We start from the raw sequence: 17,562 nt of genomic DNA on the forward strand, positions 1-17,562 counted from the left end.
AGGGACGGCCTCGCCGGCATCCCGGTGTACGGCCGTGCCTACCTGGAGAAGGAGGCGTACCCGGCGGGCGTCCCCGCCCAGTCCGTGGTGCCCCTCCACCGAGAACATCGGCCCTGCGCAGCGCGGGCGCCATGAGCCCGAGCGGCGCCGCCGCCCCGAACCACACCCAGGCGCAGCCGTGCTCGCGCAGCAGCCCGACCGCCCGCCGGGTCGCCCGCGGGGTCGGCAGCAGCATCGTCGTACGGTCGCGTACGACGGTGAAGGGCTGCTCCTCGTCGAAGGCGGCCGTGGCCCGGGCGCCCTCCTCGCCGCGCTTCCAGGTGGAGGCGTAGACGACCAGCCGCCCGGGGTCCAGCCGGAGGGCCATGTTGTGCAGGAAGGCCTGGATGCCGCCCGGCCGGGGCGGGAAGTCGTTCGTGACGATCAGGGTCTTGTGCATCGCCGCCGACCCTACCGAATCGGCCGTCCGGCGCCGGGCGCGGCCGAGTCTGTGGCATGCGCACAGCCGGGCACGACATCATGTTCCCGCGACGCGGACATCGAAGCGGGAATCGAACGGCAGGGGATCAGGTGGAGACCAAGGGCGCCCGGTGGTCCCTGGCATGGCTGCTCGCGACCTGGGCCGTCACCCGCGCGCTGCTGCTGCTCTTCGTGTTCGGGGTGTACGTCTTCCCGGGCCCGGACGTCACCTCCGACGTGTCGGTGACGTACCTGGGCTGGTACGAGGTGCTGCGTCAGGGAACGTTTCCGCTGGACGACGTGACCTGGCAGTACCCGCCGGCCGCCGCCCTCGCGATCCTCTCCCCCGCCCTGCTGCCCTTCCTGTCCTACCCGCACGCCTTCTTCGTCCTGGCGTTCCTCGCCGACCTGGCCGTGCTGGTCCTGCTGCTGTACCGCGCCGGGCGCCCCGGCCGGTCGCTGCGCGGCGCCTGGGTGTGGGTGGCGGGCGCGCCGCTGCTCGGGCCCACGGTGTACGCCCGCTACGACGTGATGGTGACCGCGGTGACCGTGGCGGCCCTGCTCGCCGGCACCCGGCGGCCGCGGGTGATGGGCGCCCTGACCGCCCTCGGGGCGATGCTGAAGGTGTGGCCGGTGCTGCTGCTGGCCGGGGCCGCGCGGCGGCGGGCCTGGGCGTCGGCGGTGGTGACCGCGTCCGGCCTCGCGGCGCTGTTCGCGGTGTCCATGCCGGGCGCGTTCGCCTTCGCGGCCTTCCAGCGGGACCGGGGCACCGAGGTGGAGTCGCTGGGCGCCCTGGTCTTCCATGTGGCCCGGCACTACGGCTGGGACGGGCAGGTACTGCTGAACTACGGGTCGGTCGAGTTCGTCGGCCCGCACGTGGACCAGGTCAGCACGGTGGCGCTGGCGCTGACCGGTGCGTCGTTCGGCTGGCTGCTGCTGTGGCGGCTGCGGGCGACCCGGTTCGCGCCGCACACACTGGCGGACGCGGCGCTCACGGCGGTCCTGCTGTTCACGGTCACCAGCCGGGTGATCAGCCCGCAGTACCTGGTGTGGCTGGTCGGCCTGGCCGCCGTCTGCCTGTCCCACCGGGCGAGCCGCATGGGCGCGCCCGCGGTGCTGGTGGTGGTGGCGTCCTTCGTGACGGTCCTGGAGTTCCCGGTCGGCTTCGTGCACGTGGTGATGAGCGACCGGTACGGCGTCCTGCTGATGCTGCTGCGCAACGGCCTGCTGGCCGTCGCCGCGCTGCTGGCGGCCCGCCGCCTGTGGGGCTCGACCGTGCCCCCGGAGCCCGGAGCCCCGCTCCCCTTCCGGCCCCCCACCCACGCGGAGGAGACGCCGGTCTCCTCCTGAGACCGGGCCGGGGACCCGCCGGCGCGGTCAGCGCAGCTGTGTGCCGACGTAGTCGCGCCAGCGTTCGTCGAACGCCCGCGGTGTGGTGCCGAGCACCTTCTTCAGCGCCTCCTCGACCGCGCCCGCCCGCTTCCCGTGGGCGCCGACGGCCTGGTAGAAGGCGTCCAGCCGGGCCGTGCCCCAGTGGTCGGCGATCATCCGGCAGGCCAGCCAGCCGCTCTCGTAGGCCTGCGCCAGCTCGGTGGGGTCGCTGGTGAAGCCGAAGTCCTTGTCGGTGGGGAGGGCGGCGGGCACCCGGCCGTCCCGGACGGCGTGGGCGAGTTCCGGCGCGGCCTCGGTCGGGGTGCGCCCGGTGCCGAGGTAGCCGATCCAGTCGGCGTAGCCCTCGGAGAGCCACAGCGGGGTGGCGCCCGTGGTGTGCGCGCGGGTGGCCACATGGGTGGTCTCGTGGGTGAGCACGACCTGCTTGCCGACGTCGCCGAGCACGGCGTACGCGTCCGGGTTCACCACCACCCGGTCGGCCGGGGTCCGCCCGGAGCCGCCGGCCTCCCCCGTCGTGACGGCGGCGATGCCCCGGTAGTTGGAGGCGGGCGAGCCGAGCAGGCCCGCCATGCCCTCCAGGGAGTCCGGGACCAGGACCACCACCTTGCGGGCCCAGTCCGTGCCCCACTCCCGGGAGACGGCCGGGACCGCACGGTCGGCCAGCCGGGCGAAGGCGCGCAGCCCGTCGAGGGACTGCCCGGTGCCCAGGACCAGGCTGTGCGCGCCCCTGACGGCGGTCACCGTGCCCTGGTCCCAGAGCTGCTGCCCGGTCCGCCCGGCGGGCCTGTCGGCGGTGACGTACCAGGCGCCGTCGGCGGTGCGGGCGAGGGTGAGGGTGCGGCGGGAGTCGACGGGGGCCCGGTCGTAGCCCGCGACGCGGTAGCGCAGCTCGGCGTCGGCGGTGGCGCCGGAGGCGGTGCGGTGCAGTCCGGTGACCCGGTAGGCCCAGGAGGCCAGCGGGAGGGCGCGCAGCCGGGCGAACTCCGTCCGGTCACCGGTCGTGCCGTACACGCTCTCGTCGTGGCCGAGGAGGGCCGCGGACCGCCGGTCGAGCACGTGCTGCACCTCGGTGCGGGCGGAGTCGGTCGCCGTCCGCCCGCCGCACCCGGTCAGGGGCAGCAGCAGGCACAGGGCCACCGCCCCGCCGCGCCACACCCGTCCAGCTCCGACCATTTCCCGATCGTACGGCGCGCAGCCGGAAAGTCAGGGCCGGGTGACGGAGGAGACCGGCAACATCCCGACCGGGTCGTAGCGCACCGCCGCCCCCGGGTAGGGCGCGTGGATGACCTGGCCGTGTCCGACGTACATCGCCACATGGCTGGCGTCGGAGCGGTAGACGACCAGGTCGCCGGGGCGGGCCTCGGAGAGCGGGATCCGCCGGCCGGCGAAGCGCTGCTCCTGCGAGGTGCGGGGCAGCTGGATGCCCGCGTGCGCGTACGCCCACTGCATCAGGCCGGAGCAGTCGAAGCCCGAGGGCCCGTTGGCGCCCCACACATAGGGGCGGCCGAGGGCCGAGCGGGCGGCGGCCAGGGCCGCGGCGGCACGGGCGTCGGGGGCGACCACGCCGGCCAGACCGGGCAGGTCGAGGCGGTCGGCGCCGTCGGAGCGGGAGGCCCGGTCGTAGGCGGCCCGGTCGGCGGCGGACAGCGAGTCGAGCAGCTCCCGGGCCCTGGCGAGCTTGCTCTCCACCGTCCTCTTGTGCGCGGCGACCGCCTTGCGGCTGCGCTCCAGCTCGGTGAGCCTCCCGGACGCCTCCTCGCGCTCCTGGGCGAGGTCGCGCAGCGCGGACTGCAGCTGCCGGAGCTGACCGGCCTGCTGGGCGCCGATCCGGTCGAGGGTGGCGGCCTTGTCGAGGTAGTCGTCCGGGTCGCGGGAGAAGAGCAGGGCTACGGCCGGGTCGATGCCGCCCGCGCGGTACTGGGCGCCGGCCAGCGAACCGAGCTGCTCGCGCAGGGAGTTGACGGCCTGCTGCCGGCGGGCGATGTGGTCCTGGGCGTTGCGGACCTCCCCGCGCAGCGTGTCGGCGCGCTCCTCGGCCCGGTCGTAGGCCTGGGTCGCCTGCTCGGCCTCCTGGTAGAGCCGGTCGACCTCCGCACGGGTGGTCTCGCCGTGCGGCGCGGCCTGCGCCGGTGCGACGCCGAGCGCCGCGGCCGCGGCCGACAGCGTGCACAGGGCGGCGGCGCCCCGGTCGAATCCGGACGGTGCAAGGCGGCGATGGGAGCCCACGGGTTGCCGTACCCCTTCCGCTGGCTGACAGATGACGTTCCCCGGCGCCCGGGGACGGGGAGGCCCCGGCGCCAGGGAAACGCGGCAGACAGTAGCCGTGCGGAAGGGGTGCGGCCAAAGGCACTCGTCGGCGGCGGAAGGCGACGCCCCGCCGCTGACGCAGGTCACCGGCGGGGCGTGGAGTCAGTTCGCGTCCCGGGGATTCGCCCGTTCGGGCGCCCCCGTGCGGACGGCCGCGGGTCTCAGACCCGCACGCCGAACTGGAAGGGCATGTCGGCCATCGCCTCGTAGCGGACCACCGCACCGGTGTGCGGGGCGTGCAGCACCTGGCCGTTGCCGGCGTACAGGCCGACGTGGTGGATGTCGCCGTAGAAGAAGACCAGGTCGCCGACCTTGAGGTCGCTCTGGCTGTAGATGCGGGTGCCTATGGTGGCCTGCGCCTCGGAGGTGCGCGGGATGGAGACGCCGGCCGCCGCGTAGGCGTAGGAGGTCAGGCCCGAGCAGTCGAAGGAGGAGGGGCCGGTGGCGCCGTAGACGTACGGCTTGCCGAGCTGGCCCTGGGCGGCGGCGAAGGCGTCCGCGGCGCGTCCGGAGGCCGGCGGGGCGTCGCCCAGGTTCACGCGCTGGCTGGAGGAGCGGTCGGCGCGCTGCTGCTGCGCGGCGAGCTCCGCCTTCTCCTTGGCGGTCAGGCTGTTGAGCAGCTTCTGGGCGGAGGCGAGCTTGTCCTGGACCGCCTGCTTCTGGTTGCCCAGTTCGGTGCGGGTGGCGGAGAGGTCCTTGAGCTTCTCGGTGGCCTCGGCCCGCTCCTGGGCGAGTTCGCGCTGTTTGTCCTGAATCTTCCGGAGTGCGTCGACCTGCTGGCTGCTCAACTGGTCGAGCGTGGACGCCTTGTCGAGGAAGTCGTTCGGGTTCGAGGACAGGAAGAGCTGGACCGAGGGGTCGATGCCCCCGGAGCGGTACTGGGCGGTGGCCAGCGAACCCAGGCTGTCGCGCAGCTTGTTGAGGTCCTCCTGGCCGCGGGCCACGTTGTCCTGGATCGTGGAGATTTCCTTCTGCAGCTTCTGCTGCTTCTCCTTGGCCCCGTCGAACTTCTCGGTGGCCTGCTCGGCCTGCTGGTAGAGCTCGTCGACCTTGGCCTTGACCTGGTCCTTGCTGAGCTTCTGACTCGGCGCGGCGTTGGCGGCGTTCGCGCTCAGCACGACGGCAGCGGCGGCTGCGGTGGTCAGCACGGTCACGCGGGCGCGACTCTGCTGCTTGGGTCGACGATGGGACGCCACGGAGGACGAACTCCTTCTTGTGAGTGATCACCCGTTCGGAGGTTCGAGGCGACCCTAGTGACCCACTTGTGATCAGTTCAAATCCTCACACCAAAAAATCCCGCCCCGCAATGCATTCTTTGCACAGAACTCACATGCAGTGAGGTGCGATTGACGCAACGCGACTCGATGATCAACCCAATTCGGGCATTGCGTACGTCCGTTGGGCCTTCAGGACAGTCGCTTCAGAAGTACCGCAGAGGCCACGGGACGGGCACCCGCCCTGGCGACGCCGTCGGCCACCTCGCGGTCGGTCGAGGCGACGATGACCGGACGGCCCGGCGGCTCCGCGCGCACGAGCTGGCGGATCAGCTCGTCGGCCGTGACGCCCGGCTTGGAGAACAGCACCCGCACCCCGCGCGGCGGCGCGAGGAGCACCGGCGCGGCCAGCTCGGCGCCGTCGAAGACACAGGTGACCTCGGCGCCGGTCTGCGCGGCGAGCGCCGAGAGCTGACCGAGCAGCCTCAGCCGCTGCTTCTCCAGCGGCATCTGCGGATAGCCGGTCTTGGTGACGTTGTAGCCGTCGACCACCAGATGCGCCTGCGGGAGCGCGAGCAGCTGGTCGAGGATCGCGGGGTCGTGCTCGGACAGGGCCCGCGCCGCGATGTCCTTCGGCGTCATCCGGCCCGGCTCCACGGCGTCGACCGTCTCGGCCGGGCGCACGGACACCGGCGGCAGGGCGAGCTCCCGCCGCAGGCCCTGAGCCGCCTCCAGCAGCGTGTCGAGCAGCAGCCGCACCCGCATGTCCTCCACGCTGCGGCCCTCGCGGGCGGCCCGGCGGGTGGCCTCCAGGGCGGCCTCGGCCTCGCCCAGACGGGCCTTGAGCCGGCGGGACTCGCTCTCGGCGGACGACACCTGTGCCTGCGCCTCGGCGCGTACGGCGTCGGTCTCGCCCTGGATCTTGCGCAGCGCGGCCTCGCCCCGCTTCACGTCGCTGAGGGCGGCACGCAGCTTCCGGTGAAGCGATTCCGCTTCCTTCTTCGCCGACTCCAGCTCCGTGCGCAGCCGTTCCGTCTCGGCCCGGGTGTGCTCACGGGCCTGGGACAGCTCGGCGCGCAGCCGCTCCAGTTCGGCCCGGCTCTCCTCGTCCGCCCGCTCGGCGTCGGCGCGCTGGGCCTCCTCGCCGGCCGCGGTGACCAGCTTCACCCAGCCCGCCGGACGCAGTACGTAGGCCGCGGCCGCCACGTCGAGCGGGTCCGCGGCCGGGGGCGGCGAGCCGGAGTCGAGGGCGCCGGCGAGTTCCGGCTGGTCCTCTCTGAACTTCTCCCCGATCCGCTGCCGGAACAGCGGGTCGGTCTCCAGCGCCGTCGCCATCGCGTTGCCCGCGAACTTGGCCCGGCGATTGGGAGTGAACCGGGCGTACTGCCTGAGCTGGGCGGGCAGTTCGGCCACCGTCAGCCCGCCGAAACCGTCCGAGACGATCTGTACGACCCTGCGTCGCACGCCGTCGGGCAGCGGACGGTCAAGCACCTCAGCGGTGCCGTCGCCCGGCCCCCCGCCTGCGGTCTCCACCATCCGTCACACCCCAATACCGAAGAAAGCCTCTCCGGGCCGCTCCGTTCAGGAGCCGGCGCCCGGCCTGTCCACGAGTTCCACCTGGTCCACCGCGTTGCACCAGCGGCAGCGCACCGACTCGATGGTCTCACTGACCACCTCGCGCTCCTCCACGCTCGGCTCACCGGCGAGGTCGAGGTGGACGTACTCGACGACCTTGGACGAGCGGGTGACGTCGAACCGGGTGAGGTTGCCGCACAGGGTGCAGCGCCACCGGGTCGTGGCGGTCGGCAGGGGAACCGTCATCGTGGCTGTCCGCTCCTTCTCGTTGTCGGGCCGTGCCGTCGCCCGGCGCGTGTGGCTCGTAACCCTACGGCCTGGCGGGTCCCGGCCGCCCGTCCGTCCACGGCGGCGAGGCGGTCTGTCAGCTTGCGCCCCCTTACGTCATGCTCTGTGTTCATGATCAGCGACTGGAGCACGGCGGCCGGCAGGACCCTCAGGGCACTCAGGGGCACCTCGGCGCCGACGACGTACGCCCTCCTCGCCCTGTGCTGCCTGATCTTCGTCCTGGGCCCGGCCTCCGGGCTCACCCCCGGGTACGGCACCGGGGACGGGCTGCTCGCCGCGCAGCGGGCGTACTTCCGCCGCTGGGGCGTGGTCCCGGCCGAGCTTTTCGACCGCCCGGCGCAGCAGGCGCTCACCCCGGTCACGGCCCTGTTCGTGCACGGCAGCTGGGTGCATCTGCTCGGCAACATGCTCTTCCTCCTCGTGTTCGGCGTGATGACCGAGGAGCGGATGGGCCGGGTGGAGTTCACCTTCTTCTACGTCGGCTGCGGCTACCTGGCCCTCCTGGGCTACGCGGTCGCCAACACCACCTCCGAGCAGTCGCTGGTGGGCGCGTCCGGGGCGATCTCGGCGGTTCTGGGAGCGTTCCTCTACCTGTTCCCCCGCGCCCGCGTCACCAGTCTTCTGCCGTTCCTGTTCTTCCTGCCGCTGCGGTTCCCCGCGTGGGTCGTGCTGCCGTTCTGGGCGGCCCTGCAGTGGCTGGCGGCGGGGCGCTCCGCACAAGGGCCCGGGGTGGCCTATCTGGCGCACCTGGTGGGGTTCGGGCTGGGCTTCGCCTACGCCTGGGCGCGCTACAGGAGGAGGGGCCCGAAGGGCGGCCTCGAGGGGGCGGTGGTGGGAAGCCGGGCGACTAGAGTGAAAGCCGCCCCTGCTCAGGCCCCCGAGGGAGAGAACCAGCCGTGATCACCGCGATCGTTCTGATCAAGACCAGCGTGGACCGGATTCCCGAGATCGCGGAGCAGATCGCTTCGCTGGAGTCGATCAGCGAGGTCTTCTCCGTCACCGGTACCTACGACCTGATCGCGATGGTCAGGGTGTCGCAGCACGAGGACCTCGCCGAGGTGATCCCGGGGCGGATCAGCAAGATCCCGGGGGTCGAGGCCACCGACACGCACGTCGCGTTCCGCACCTACTCCCAGCACGACCTGGAGGCGGCCTTCGCGATCGGCCTGGACTCCTGACCGTCTGAAGGCCGCCTCACCGGGGGCTCACCCGCTCACACCGCCGGGACGCAGCGCCCGTCCTCCGTGCGGTACGTCCACTGCGCGCCCTCGGCCACCAGTTCCTTCACGGCGTCCACGAAGCGCCGCACGTGCTCGTCCGGCGTGCCCGCGCCGAAGCTCACGCGGATGGCGTTGAGGGACTTCTCGCCGGGCGCCGCCTCGGGGGCGCCGCACTCGCCCTGGGTCCGGGGGTCGGTGCCCAGGAGGGTGCGGACGAGGGGGTGGGCGCAGAAGAGGCCGTCGCGGACGCCGATGCCGTACTCGGCGGAGAGGGCGGCGGCGAAGTGGGAGCTGTTCCAGCCCTCGACGACGAAGGAGATGACCCCGACGCGCGGGGCGTCGTCGCCGAAGAGGGAGAGGATCCGGACCTCGGGCACCTCGGCCAGTCCCTCGCGGACCGTGCGGATCAGGTGCCGCTCACGGGCGACGAGGGTGTCCCAGCCTGCCTCGGTGAGCGCCTTGCAGGCGGAGGCGATGGAGTGGGCGCCGATGACGTTCGGGGAGCCCGCCTCGTGCCGGGCGGCGCTCTCGTGCCACTCCACGTCCACCCCGCCGTCCTGGCGCCGGGTGACCTTGCGGCTGGCGCCGCCGCCCGCGAGGTACGGCTCGGCCGCCCGCAGCCAGTCGGCTCGGCCCGCCAGGACGCCGGAGCCGAAGGGCGCGTACAGCTTGTGGCCGGAGAAGGCGACCCAGTCGACGTCCAGCTCGCGCACGTCCAGCGGGTGGTGCGGGGCCAGCTGGGCGGCGTCCAGGACGATCCGGGCGCCGTGGGCGTGCGCGGCGGCGGCCAGCTCGCGCACCGGCCACAGCTCCCCGGTGACGTTGGAGGCGCCGGTGACGCACACCAGGGCCGGGCCGTGGGGGTCGCGGTCGGCGAGGGCCCGCTCCAGCGTCGTGACGGCCTGCCGGGGGGTGCGCGGGGCGTCGAGGCAGGTGACCTTCGCGTCCTGCCAGGGCAGCAGCGAGGCGTGGTGCTCGGTCTCGAAGACGAAGACCTGGCAGCCCTCGGGCAGGGCGCGGGCCAGGAGGTTCAGGGAGTCGGTCGTCGACCGGGTGAAGACCACCTGGTCGTCCTCGCGGCAGCCGAGGAACGCGGCCACGGTCGCGCGGGCGTTCTCGAACAGGTCGGTGGAGAGCTGGGAGAGGTAGCCGGCGCCTCGGTGGACGCTGCCGTAGTACGGGGCGTAGGCCGCCACGTCGTCCCATACGCGCTGGAGGGCGGGGGCGCTGGCCGCGTAGTCGAGGGCCGCGTAGGTGACCTCGCCACCGGTGACGAGCGGGACGGCGACATCCCGGCCCAGAACGGGCAGCGGGGCACAAACGGACTGGTCGGCGGCAACGGTGGAGACAGACATGGGTGAACTCCCGTGAGGACGTACGGCACAGGGCGTACGGAAGGAAGAGAAGAAGGGTGTGCGGAGGCGGGGCTCGGCGGCCCTATCGCATTCGCTTGCTCACGGAAGGCTCCTCGACGACCCAGGACCCCTGGTCTCGCGAGGGGTCCGCGCTTGCCGCAGACCTCGCTGCCTGCGGCCTGGTCCTCACCCGGGGCACCCCGCCACGGACGGAGGGTTGCCGGACAGTCGGCCGGGGCCTCATGACTGTCACTCGTGACCTGATACGGGAACGTACGTGAAGTGATCGGCGCCCCGCAACCCGAGTCCGGATCGCGGGACGCCGGTCGCAGCACTAGGCGTTGCTGGCCGCCACCCACCGCTCCAGCGCCCGCTTGGCCGCGCCGGAGTCGATCGACTCCGCGGCCTTCGCCATGCCGGTGCGCAGCTGCTCCGCGAGCGGTGCGTCGCCCGGCGCGAGGGCGACCAGCGCCGCGGCCGCGTTCAGCAGGACGGTGTCCCGCACGGGGCCCGGTTCGCCGTCCAGCAGGCGCCGGGCGACCTCGGCGTTGTACGCGGGGTCACCGCCGCGCAGGGCCGCCACGGGGACCAGTTCGATCCCGGCGTCGCGCGGGTCGAAGGACTCCTCGGCGACCTTGCCGTCCCGGACCACCCAGACCCGGGAGGTGGAGGTGGTCGTCAGCTCGTCCAGGCCGTCGTCGCCCCGGAAGACCAGCGCGGAGTTGCCGCGCTCGGCGAGGACGCCGGCCACGATGGGCGCCATCCGCGGGTCGGCGACGCCCACCGCCTGGGCGCGCACCTTGGCCGGGTTGGTCAGCGGACCGAGCACGTTGAACGTGGTCCGGATGCCCAACTGGCCGCGCGCGGGGGCGACATGACGCAGCGACGGGTGGAACTTCACCGCGAAGCAGATGGTGATGCCGGCCTCTTCGGCGACCTCGGCGACCCGCTTCGGGGTCAGGTTCAGGTTGATCCCGAGCTTCTCCAGGACGTCGGAGGAGCCGGAGGCGGAGGAGGCGGCGCGGTTGCCGTGCTTGACGACCCTGACACCGGTGCCCGCGACCACGATCGAGGACATCGTGGAGATGTTCACCGTCCTGGCGCCGTCGCCGCCGGTGCCCACGATGTCGACGGCCGGGCCCGGCACCTCGATCACGTTCGCGTGCTCGTACATCGTGCGGACGAGGCCGGAGATCTCCTCGACCGTCTCGCCCTTGGCCCGCAGCGCCACCATGAACCCGGCGATCTGCGCGTCCGTCGCCTCGCCGCGCATGATCAGGTCCATCGCCCAGGCGGTGTCGTCGGCGGACAGGTCGCGTCCGTCCAGCAGGCCGTTCAGCAGAGCGGGCCAGGAGCGGCCCGCCGCGGTGTCGCCTCCAGCGGGGGTCACAGCGCTCATAAGCCGCTCCTGGTTCGATGTCCCGGACCACGGGACGCGAGTCTCAACAGCTCCCACCCTATCGAGCCCGGGGGACGGCGAAGGGCCCCGTCCGTAACCCGGACGGGGCCCTTCAGCGTGGCGTGGCGACGCGGGGATCAGTGGTGGCCGTGGCCGCTCGTGATCTCCTTGTACTCGTCGACGGTCGGCTTCGTGATCTGGTTGTCCTCGCCGTAGTAGGCGCTGGACACCCTCGCCCGCAGCCGCTCGCCGGCCTTCACCTTGCGCTCGACACCGTTCTCGTCGACCGTCGGGCCGATCGCGGCCGGCTCGTACTGCTCGTGCGCGGTGAGCGTGTGCAGCTGCTCCTGGCTGAGCGGCTCGTGCACCTCGATGAACTCACCGTGCGGCAGGCGCTTGATGATGCCGGTCTCGCGGCCGTGCAGCACCTTGTCGCGGTCGCGGCGCTGCAGACCGAGGCAGATCCGCTTGGTGAGCACGAACATCAGGACCGGTCCGACGAAGACGAAGATCCGGACGAACCAGGTGACCGCGTTGATCGACAGGTTGAGGTGCGTGGCCCACAGGTCGTTGCCGCCACCGATCAGCAGGGTCAGGTACACCGTCATCCAGGCGACACCGAGGGCGGTGCGCGTCGGGGCGTTGCGCGGGCGGTCCAGGATGTGGTGCTCGCGCTTGTCGCCGGTGACCCAGGCCTCGATGAACGGGTAGACCGCGATCGCGACCAGGACCAGCGGGAAGATCACCAGCGGGATGAACACGCCCAGGACCAGCGTGTGACCCCAGAAGTTGATCTCCCAGCCCGGCATGAAGCGGATCAGGCCCTCGGAGAAGCCCATGTACCAGTCGGGCTGCGCGCCGGTGGACACCTGGTCCGGACGGTAGGGACCCATGGCCCAGATCGGGTTGATCTGCGCGATGGCGGAGATAACCGCGATGACACCGAAGACCAGGAAGAAGAAGCCTCCGGCCTTGGCCATGTAGACCGGCAGCAGCGGCATGCCGACGACGTTGTTGTTGGACTTGCCCGGACCCGCGAACTGCGTGTGCTTGTGGTAGAAGACCAGGATCAGGTGGCCCACCATCAGGCCGAGCATGATGCCCGGCAGCAGCAGGATGTGGATCGAGTAGAACCGGGCGACGAAGTCGTGGCCGGGGAACTGACCGCCGAAGAGGAAGAACGACAGGTACGTGCCGACGATCGGCACGGACAGGATCGCGCCCTCCATGAAGCGGACACCGGTGCCGGAGAGCAGGTCGTCCGGCAGCGAGTAACCGGTGAAGCCGGTGAACATGCCGAGGACGAACAGCAGGAAGCCGAACAGCCAGTTGATCTCACGCGGCTTGCGGAACGCGCCGGTGAAGAACACGCGCATCATGTGCACGAACATGCCGGCGAGGAAGATCAGCGCGGCCCAGTGGTGGATCTGCCGGACGAGCAGACCACCGCGCACGTCGAAGGAGATGTGCAGGGTCGAGCTGAACGCCTCGGACATCAGCTGCCCCTGGAGCGGGACATAGCTGCCGTGGTACTCCACCTCGTTCATCGACGGGTGGAAGAACAGCGTCAGATAGACACCCGTCAGGATGATGATGATGAAGCTGTACATGCACACTTCGCCCAACATGAACGACCAGTGGTCGGGGAAGATCTTGCGCATGTTGGACTTGGCCAGGGAGTAGATCCCGAGTCGGCCGTCGGCCCAGTCGGCGACACGCTCGCCGGCCGGGGCCTTCCCGCGAGAGCGGGGCGTTTCGTTCGCTGCAGTACTCATCCGCGCTCCCAGAATGCAGGACCGACGGGCTCCTCGAAGTCGCCGAGCGCCTGGAGGTAACCCTCACTGTCCACACCGATGCGCAGCTGCGGCAGGGCGTGGCCCGCGGGGCCGAAGATGACTCGGGCACCGTCGGAGAGGTCGAAGGTGGACTGGTGGCACGGGCACAGCACGTGGTGCGTCTGCTGCTCGTACAGGGAGATCGGGCAGCCGACGTGGGTGCAGATCTTCGAGAAGGCGACGATGCCCTGGTGCGACCAGTCGAGCTCGCGCTTGTCCTTGATGTTGTCCGGCTGCAGCCGGATGATCATCAGGGCCGCCTTGGCGATCTCCGTCTGGAACTCCTCGTCCGTCTCGTCCAGGCCGTCGGGCTTGGCGAACGTCAGGGAGCCGACGCCGACGTCCTCGGGACGCAGCGGCAGGTTGGTGTTCATGTTGACCAGGCGCTTGCCCTTGGCCCACAGGGTGTGGCGCAGCGAGGTGCCGGGCAGCGGACCGAGGTCGCGCAGCAGCATGACGCCGGAGAGCGGCACCAGGGCCAGCGCGCCGAACATCGTGTTGCGGATCAGCTTGCGGCGGCCGAGCGCCGACTCCTTCGCGCCCTCGCGGAAGTCCGCGTGGACCTTCGCGCGGACCTCGGGGGAGGCCTCGATCGGGTGACGCTCGTCGGCGACCTCGACGTCGGACATCAGGGTGCGGGCCCAGTGGACCGCGCCCGCGCCGATGCAGAACAGGGCCGTGCCCAGGGTCAGGCCCAGCGCGAAGTTCAGCGCGCTGATGTGCCCGATCGGGAACACGAAGATGTTGTTCTCGTGCGGGATCGTCACGTACGAGGCGATGAAGCCGAGGGTGGCCAGCATCGACACCGTGAACAGCAGGGCGACCGTGCGCTCGGACCGCCGGGCGGCCCGCTCGTCGACGTCCTGGATGCGGTGCTCGTGGGGCGGCAGCCCCGGGTCGGCGAACGGGTTCTCCTCGTCCGCGATCCCTACCGCGCCGTGCGCGTGGTCCTGCTCAGCGGGCAGGTTCTCTTCTGGAATGTCTTGGCTACTCATGACTTCTTGGCCTTTGCGGTCCGAGCGGCGACCCAGACGGCGACGGCGATCAGCGCGCCGAGGCCGAAGATCCAGGCGAACAGACCCTCACTGACCGGGCCGATGCCGCCCAGTTCCAGACCGCCGGGGTTGGTCGTCTGGTCGCTGTCGACCGCGTGCAGGTACGCGATGATGTCCTTCTTGTTCTTCGAGGACATCGTGGTGTCGGGGAAGTTCGGCATGCTCTGCGGGCCGGTCTGCATGGCCTCGTAGATGTGCTTCGGGTCGACGCCCTCCAGCGTGGGCGCGTACTTGCCGTTGGTGAGAGCGCCACCCTTGCCGGTGAAGTTGTGGCACTGCGCGCAGTTGGTGCGGAACAGCTCGCCACCCTTGGCGATGTCCGCGCCGTCCGGACCGTACTGCTCCTTGGTCGGAACACTCGGGCCGGCGCCCAGCGAGGCGACGAACGCGGCGATCTGGTCGATCTGGGCCTGCGTGTAGACGGGCCTCTTGCGCGGGACCTGGGCGCCCTGCGAGGTCGCGGCCGGCATACGGCCGGTGCCGACCTGGAAGTCGACCGCCGCGGCGCCCACGCCGACCAGGCTCGGGCCGTCGGAGGAGCCCTGGCCACCGGTGCCGTGGCAGCTGGCGCAGCCGACCTCGTAGAGCTTCTTGCCCTCGTTGATGGTCAGGGACTGGGAGGTTTCATCGGCCTGCGCCTTGCTCGCGGGTGCGAACGCGGCGTACAGCCCCCCAGTGGCCGCCAGCGCGAGGAGTAGGACGACGACCGCCGCCAGCGGATGGCGTCGTCGTGCGGAGAGCTTTTTCACGGATTACCCCGGTGTCAGGATCTTCTGCGTCGGTGCTTCTGGACTTGGCGGGAGCGGTCCCCGCTACTTGATCAAGTAGATCGTGGCGAAGAGGCCGATCCAGACGACATCGACGAAGTGCCAGTAGTAGGACACGACGATGGCGGCGGTCGCCTGCTCGTGGGTGAACCTCTTCGCCGCGTAGGTGCGGCCGAGGACCAGCAGGAAGGCGATGAGGCCGCCCGTCACGTGCAGGCCGTGGAAGCCGGTGGTCAGGTAGAACACCGAGCCGTACGGGTCGGAGGACAGCGAGATGCCCTCGTCCCTCACCAGCGAGGTGTACTCGTAGATCTGACCGCCGATGAAGATCGCACCCATGATGAAGGTGAGGATGAACCAGCCACGGAGCTTCTTCACATCGCCGCGCTCGGCAGCGAAGACGCCGAGCTGGCAGGTGAGCGACGAGAGCACCAGGATCGTGGTGTTCGTCGCGGAGAAAGGCACATTGAGCGCTGAGGCCATGTGCTTCCAGTGAGCCGGTCCGGTCACCGACCGGAGGGTGAAGTACATCGCGAAGAGGGCCGCGAAGAACATCAGCTCGGAACTCAGCCAGATGATGGTTCCGACGCTGGTGAGGTTCGGCCGGTTGACCGACGGGTGCGCGTGCCCGGTTTCTACTGTCGTTGCTGTCGCCACGACCGACATTATGTCGGTCGCTTATCCCGCCCTCACTCCGGGGGGTGCCGTTCGGAGTGTTGCTGCCCGCCGAACCGGTGCTGACGTGGTGTTCATGGGAGTAACATCCGCCCAAACGGCCCCGCCCGTCCTGTCCGTACGACGCCGACGTCCCGGAGGAACAATGCAGCCGACCGCCACGGTGCTGGTCTACAGCGACGACTCCAACACCCGCGAGCAAGTACGGCTGGCCGCAGGGCGTCGGCCCGCTCCCGATGTGCCCCAGGTCGAGTTCCTGGAGTGCGCGACGCCCGAGGCGGTGCTGCGCGAGCTGGACCGGGGCGGCATCGACGTGTGCGTGCTCGACGGCGAGGCCGTGCCCATGGGCGGCATGGGCGTGTGCCGGCAGATCAAGGACGAGGTGTTCAACTGCCCGCCGGTGCTGCTGCTCATCGGCCGGCCCCAGGACGCGTGGCTGGCCACGTGGAGCCGGGCCGACGCGGCGGTGACCCTGCCGGTGGACCCCGTGGAGTTCGCCTCCGCGCTGGCCTCCCTGCTGCGCCAGAAGCGGCTGCTGAACGCCTGAGCGCCCGGGGCGCGGGGTCTCGTCCGCGACCGCGGCCCGCCGGCGGGCCGATCGCGCGGTTCCCCGCGCCCCCGAGGCGCTCACAGCGCCGTCGGCTGAAGCCTCACCGCGTCCGCGGGCGCGGGGCCGTCCGGTGTGCCGTTGTTCAGGGCCGAGCCCGTGCGCCACTTCTTCCAGTCGACGTTCCAGTCGCCGAAGCCGTTGCCGAAGGGCTCCATCGGCTCGCCGTTGGAGTTGACGACCCGGACGATGTCGCCCGGGTGGATGTGGTCGAAGAACCACTCGGCGTTGGACGTACTCATGCCGGTGCAGCCGTGGCTGACGTTCGCGGAGCCCTGCGAGCCCACGGACCAGGGCGCGGCGTGCACGTACTCGCCCGACCAGGTGACGCGCGTGGCGTAGTAGACCGGCAGGTCGTAGGAGTCGGCGCTGCCCTCCGCGATACCCACCGTCGTGCCGCGCATACGTACGAAGTACTGCTTCTCCAGGACCACCTTGACGCCGTTGCGGGTCTCGTAGCCGGGCTTGCCGGTGGTGACCGGGATCTGGTTGAGCACCTTGCCGTTCTCGTAGACCGTCAGCTGGTGCGCGGCCGCGTCCGTGATGGCCTCGACCCGCTCCCCCGTGGTGATCTTCAGCGGCTTGGTCCTGCCGCCCCGCAGCCGGTCGCCGACCTTGACGCCCTCCAGGTTGCTGTGCACCTGGACGGTGGCGTGGGTGGGCCAGTAGTCCTTGGGGCGGTAGTGGAGTTCCTTGCCGCTCACCCAGTACCAGGAGCCCTGCACGGCCGGTACGGAGTCCACCCGCAGGGCGCGCTCCACGACGGCCCGCTGCGCCTTGTCCTTGACCTCCTGGCTGAGTTGGGCGGTGATGGGCTGCCCCACGCCGTACTGGCCCGCGTCCGGCCCGAACGTGACGTCGAGTCGCTTCTGGCTGACCGGCTTGCTGGTGTCGAAGCTGAGGACCTTACGGCCGGGCGCCCCGTCGTCGTCCTCGGTGCTCACCGTGACCGTGTAGTGGGCGCTGGCGGCCAGCGGGGAGGTGCTGTGCCAGCGGCTGCCGTCGGCGGCGAGTTCGCCCGCCACGTAGCGCCCTGTGGAGTCCTGGGCGGTGACGTCGGTGATGCGCCCCTCGTCCTTGACGGTGACCTCCAGGGGCTTGTCCGGGTCGGCCCGCTTCCCCGCCTCTGTGGGGCCGCTGAAGGAGATCAGATCCGCTGCGTCGTACGGCTTGGCCGACAGGGGGTTGCCGTCCGAACCGCAGGCGGTGACGCCCGCGCCGAGGGCGGTCACCAGCAGGGCGCAGCCGACGACGGTGCGGGTCCGCGGAGTGTGGTTCATACGATCACGCTATGAGATGGAGACCTTACCGGCGCGGCACGTAACTCGTTCGAGCGACCGACACTGCGGCAAAGGACGGACACCCTGTTGCGGCCCGAAATGCCGGGAGCCCGGACCCTCCTGACGGAGGGTCC

16 protein-coding genes, 1 pseudogene and 1 riboswitch are annotated in these 17,562 nt (G+C 71.2%); of the genes and pseudogenes, 4 read left to right on the forward strand and 13 right to left on the reverse strand.

Features of this window, described 5'->3' with window-relative positions:
* Positions 1-439, reverse strand: a pseudogene (locus tag ACWEN3_RS21760) (hypothetical protein); the annotation flags it as partial.
* Between the two features lie 131 nt (positions 440-570).
* Between ACWEN3_RS21760 and ACWEN3_RS21765 the strand changes: the two are divergent.
* A complete protein-coding gene (locus ACWEN3_RS21765; RefSeq protein WP_452973412.1) occupies positions 571-1,809 on the forward strand; it encodes a glycosyltransferase 87 family protein in 1,239 nt (412 codons plus the stop codon).
* A 27-nt stretch (positions 1,810-1,836) separates the two neighbouring features.
* Here the strand turns inward: ACWEN3_RS21765 and ACWEN3_RS21770 are convergent, their stop codons facing one another.
* The 5 genes from ACWEN3_RS21770 to ACWEN3_RS21790 form a co-directional block, all read right to left on the reverse strand.
* Positions 1,837-3,024, reverse strand: a complete 1,188-nt coding sequence (locus tag ACWEN3_RS21770) for a hypothetical protein (protein WP_452973414.1) — start codon at positions 3,022-3,024, stop codon at positions 1,837-1,839.
* 30 nt (positions 3,025-3,054) lie between these two features.
* Complete coding sequence (locus tag ACWEN3_RS21775; protein ID WP_452973417.1) at positions 3,055-4,077, reverse strand: NlpC/P60 family protein; 1,023 nt, start codon at positions 4,075-4,077, stop codon at positions 3,055-3,057.
* A 242-nt stretch (positions 4,078-4,319) separates the two neighbouring features.
* Positions 4,320-5,354 (reverse strand): NlpC/P60 family protein, encoded by a 1,035-nt coding sequence (locus ACWEN3_RS21780; RefSeq protein WP_452973420.1) that lies wholly within the window; start codon positions 5,352-5,354, stop codon positions 4,320-4,322.
* Positions 5,355-5,564: 210 nt separating this feature from the next.
* A complete protein-coding gene (locus ACWEN3_RS21785; protein ID WP_452973422.1) occupies positions 5,565-6,908 on the reverse strand; it encodes an NYN domain-containing protein in 1,344 nt (447 codons plus the stop codon).
* Between the two features lie 45 nt (positions 6,909-6,953).
* Entirely contained in the window at positions 6,954-7,193 is a 240-nt protein-coding gene (locus ACWEN3_RS21790) for a hypothetical protein (protein ID WP_352348351.1), read from the reverse strand.
* Positions 7,194-7,346: 153 nt separating this feature from the next.
* Between ACWEN3_RS21790 and ACWEN3_RS21795 the strand changes: the two genes are divergently transcribed.
* Both ACWEN3_RS21795 and ACWEN3_RS21800 read left to right on the forward strand, forming a co-directional pair.
* Complete coding sequence (locus ACWEN3_RS21795; RefSeq protein WP_452973425.1) at positions 7,347-8,135, forward strand: rhomboid family intramembrane serine protease; 789 nt, start codon at positions 7,347-7,349, stop codon at positions 8,133-8,135.
* A complete protein-coding gene (locus ACWEN3_RS21800; protein WP_452973428.1) occupies positions 8,132-8,413 on the forward strand; it encodes an Lrp/AsnC family transcriptional regulator in 282 nt (93 codons plus the stop codon). Before ACWEN3_RS21795 ends, ACWEN3_RS21800 begins: the two co-directional genes overlap by 4 nt.
* Positions 8,414-8,448: 35 nt before the next feature.
* Here the strand turns inward: ACWEN3_RS21800 and ACWEN3_RS21805 are convergent, their stop codons facing one another.
* The 6 genes from ACWEN3_RS21805 to ctaE form a co-directional block, all read right to left on the reverse strand.
* On the reverse strand, positions 8,449-9,810 hold the full coding sequence (locus tag ACWEN3_RS21805; RefSeq protein WP_452973431.1) for an aminotransferase class V-fold PLP-dependent enzyme: 1,362 nt from the start codon (positions 9,808-9,810) through the stop codon (positions 8,449-8,451).
* A gap of 144 nt (positions 9,811-9,954) precedes the next feature.
* A riboswitch (SAM riboswitch) is annotated at positions 9,955-10,071 on the reverse strand.
* A 73-nt stretch (positions 10,072-10,144) separates the two neighbouring features.
* Complete coding sequence (trpD, locus tag ACWEN3_RS21810) at positions 10,145-11,209, reverse strand: anthranilate phosphoribosyltransferase (RefSeq protein ID WP_452973433.1); 1,065 nt, start codon at positions 11,207-11,209, stop codon at positions 10,145-10,147.
* Positions 11,210-11,346: 137 nt separating this feature from the next.
* Positions 11,347-12,984: a cytochrome bc1 complex cytochrome b subunit gene (gene qcrB, locus ACWEN3_RS21815; protein WP_452973435.1), complete on the reverse strand. Its 1,638-nt coding sequence runs from the start codon at positions 12,982-12,984 to the stop codon at positions 11,347-11,349.
* Positions 12,981-14,039, reverse strand: a complete 1,059-nt coding sequence (qcrA, locus tag ACWEN3_RS21820) for a cytochrome bc1 complex Rieske iron-sulfur subunit (protein WP_452973438.1) — start codon at positions 14,037-14,039, stop codon at positions 12,981-12,983. Before qcrA ends, qcrB begins: the two co-directional genes overlap by 4 nt.
* Positions 14,036-14,848 carry a cytochrome bc1 complex diheme cytochrome c subunit gene (qcrC, locus tag ACWEN3_RS21825; RefSeq protein ID WP_452973440.1) on the reverse strand — a complete coding sequence of 271 codons (813 nt, stop codon included), beginning with the start codon at positions 14,846-14,848 and terminating at the stop codon, positions 14,036-14,038. Before qcrC ends, qcrA begins: the two co-directional genes overlap by 4 nt.
* A 63-nt stretch (positions 14,849-14,911) precedes the next feature.
* Complete coding sequence (gene ctaE, locus ACWEN3_RS21830; protein WP_452973443.1) at positions 14,912-15,532, reverse strand: aa3-type cytochrome oxidase subunit III; 621 nt, start codon at positions 15,530-15,532, stop codon at positions 14,912-14,914.
* Positions 15,533-15,686: 154 nt separating this feature from the next.
* Here ctaE and ACWEN3_RS21835 point away from each other — a divergent pair, with 154 nt between their 5' ends.
* Positions 15,687-16,088, forward strand: a complete 402-nt coding sequence (locus ACWEN3_RS21835) for a hypothetical protein (RefSeq protein WP_452973444.1) — start codon at positions 15,687-15,689, stop codon at positions 16,086-16,088.
* A gap of 80 nt (positions 16,089-16,168) precedes the next feature.
* Here the strand turns inward: ACWEN3_RS21835 and ACWEN3_RS21840 are convergent, their stop codons facing one another.
* Positions 16,169-17,428 carry an Ig-like domain-containing protein gene (locus tag ACWEN3_RS21840; RefSeq protein ID WP_452973447.1) on the reverse strand — a complete coding sequence of 420 codons (1,260 nt, stop codon included), beginning with the start codon at positions 17,426-17,428 and terminating at the stop codon, positions 16,169-16,171.
* Between the last annotated feature and the right edge of the window lie 134 nt (positions 17,429-17,562).

Source organism: Streptomyces sp. NPDC004561, assembly GCF_053602155.1.

Bases quoted from the DNA above. Each gene is read 5' to 3' on its own strand.
- qcrB (WP_452973435.1), bottom strand. From the start codon at position 12,984: ATGAGTACTGCAGCGAACGAAACGCCCCGCTCTCGCGGGAAGGCCCCG.
- ACWEN3_RS21790 (WP_352348351.1), bottom strand. From the start codon at position 7,193: ATGACGGTTCCCCTGCCGACCGCCACGACCCGGTGGCGCTGCACCCTG.
- qcrA (WP_452973438.1), bottom strand. From the start codon at position 14,039: ATGAGTAGCCAAGACATTCCAGAAGAGAACCTGCCCGCTGAGCAGGAC.
- ctaE (WP_452973443.1), bottom strand. From the start codon at position 15,532: ATGTCGGTCGTGGCGACAGCAACGACAGTAGAAACCGGGCACGCGCAC.
- ACWEN3_RS21795 (WP_452973425.1), top strand. From the start codon at position 7,347: ATGATCAGCGACTGGAGCACGGCGGCCGGCAGGACCCTCAGGGCACTC.
- ACWEN3_RS21805 (WP_452973431.1), bottom strand. From the start codon at position 9,810: ATGTCTGTCTCCACCGTTGCCGCCGACCAGTCCGTTTGTGCCCCGCTG.
- trpD (WP_452973433.1), bottom strand. From the start codon at position 11,209: ATGAGCGCTGTGACCCCCGCTGGAGGCGACACCGCGGCGGGCCGCTCC.
- ACWEN3_RS21840 (WP_452973447.1), bottom strand. From the start codon at position 17,428: ATGAACCACACTCCGCGGACCCGCACCGTCGTCGGCTGCGCCCTGCTG.
- ACWEN3_RS21770 (WP_452973414.1), bottom strand. From the start codon at position 3,024: ATGGTCGGAGCTGGACGGGTGTGGCGCGGCGGGGCGGTGGCCCTGTGC.
- ACWEN3_RS21835 (WP_452973444.1), top strand. From the start codon at position 15,687: ATGCAGCCGACCGCCACGGTGCTGGTCTACAGCGACGACTCCAACACC.
- ACWEN3_RS21785 (WP_452973422.1), bottom strand. From the start codon at position 6,908: ATGGTGGAGACCGCAGGCGGGGGGCCGGGCGACGGCACCGCTGAGGTG.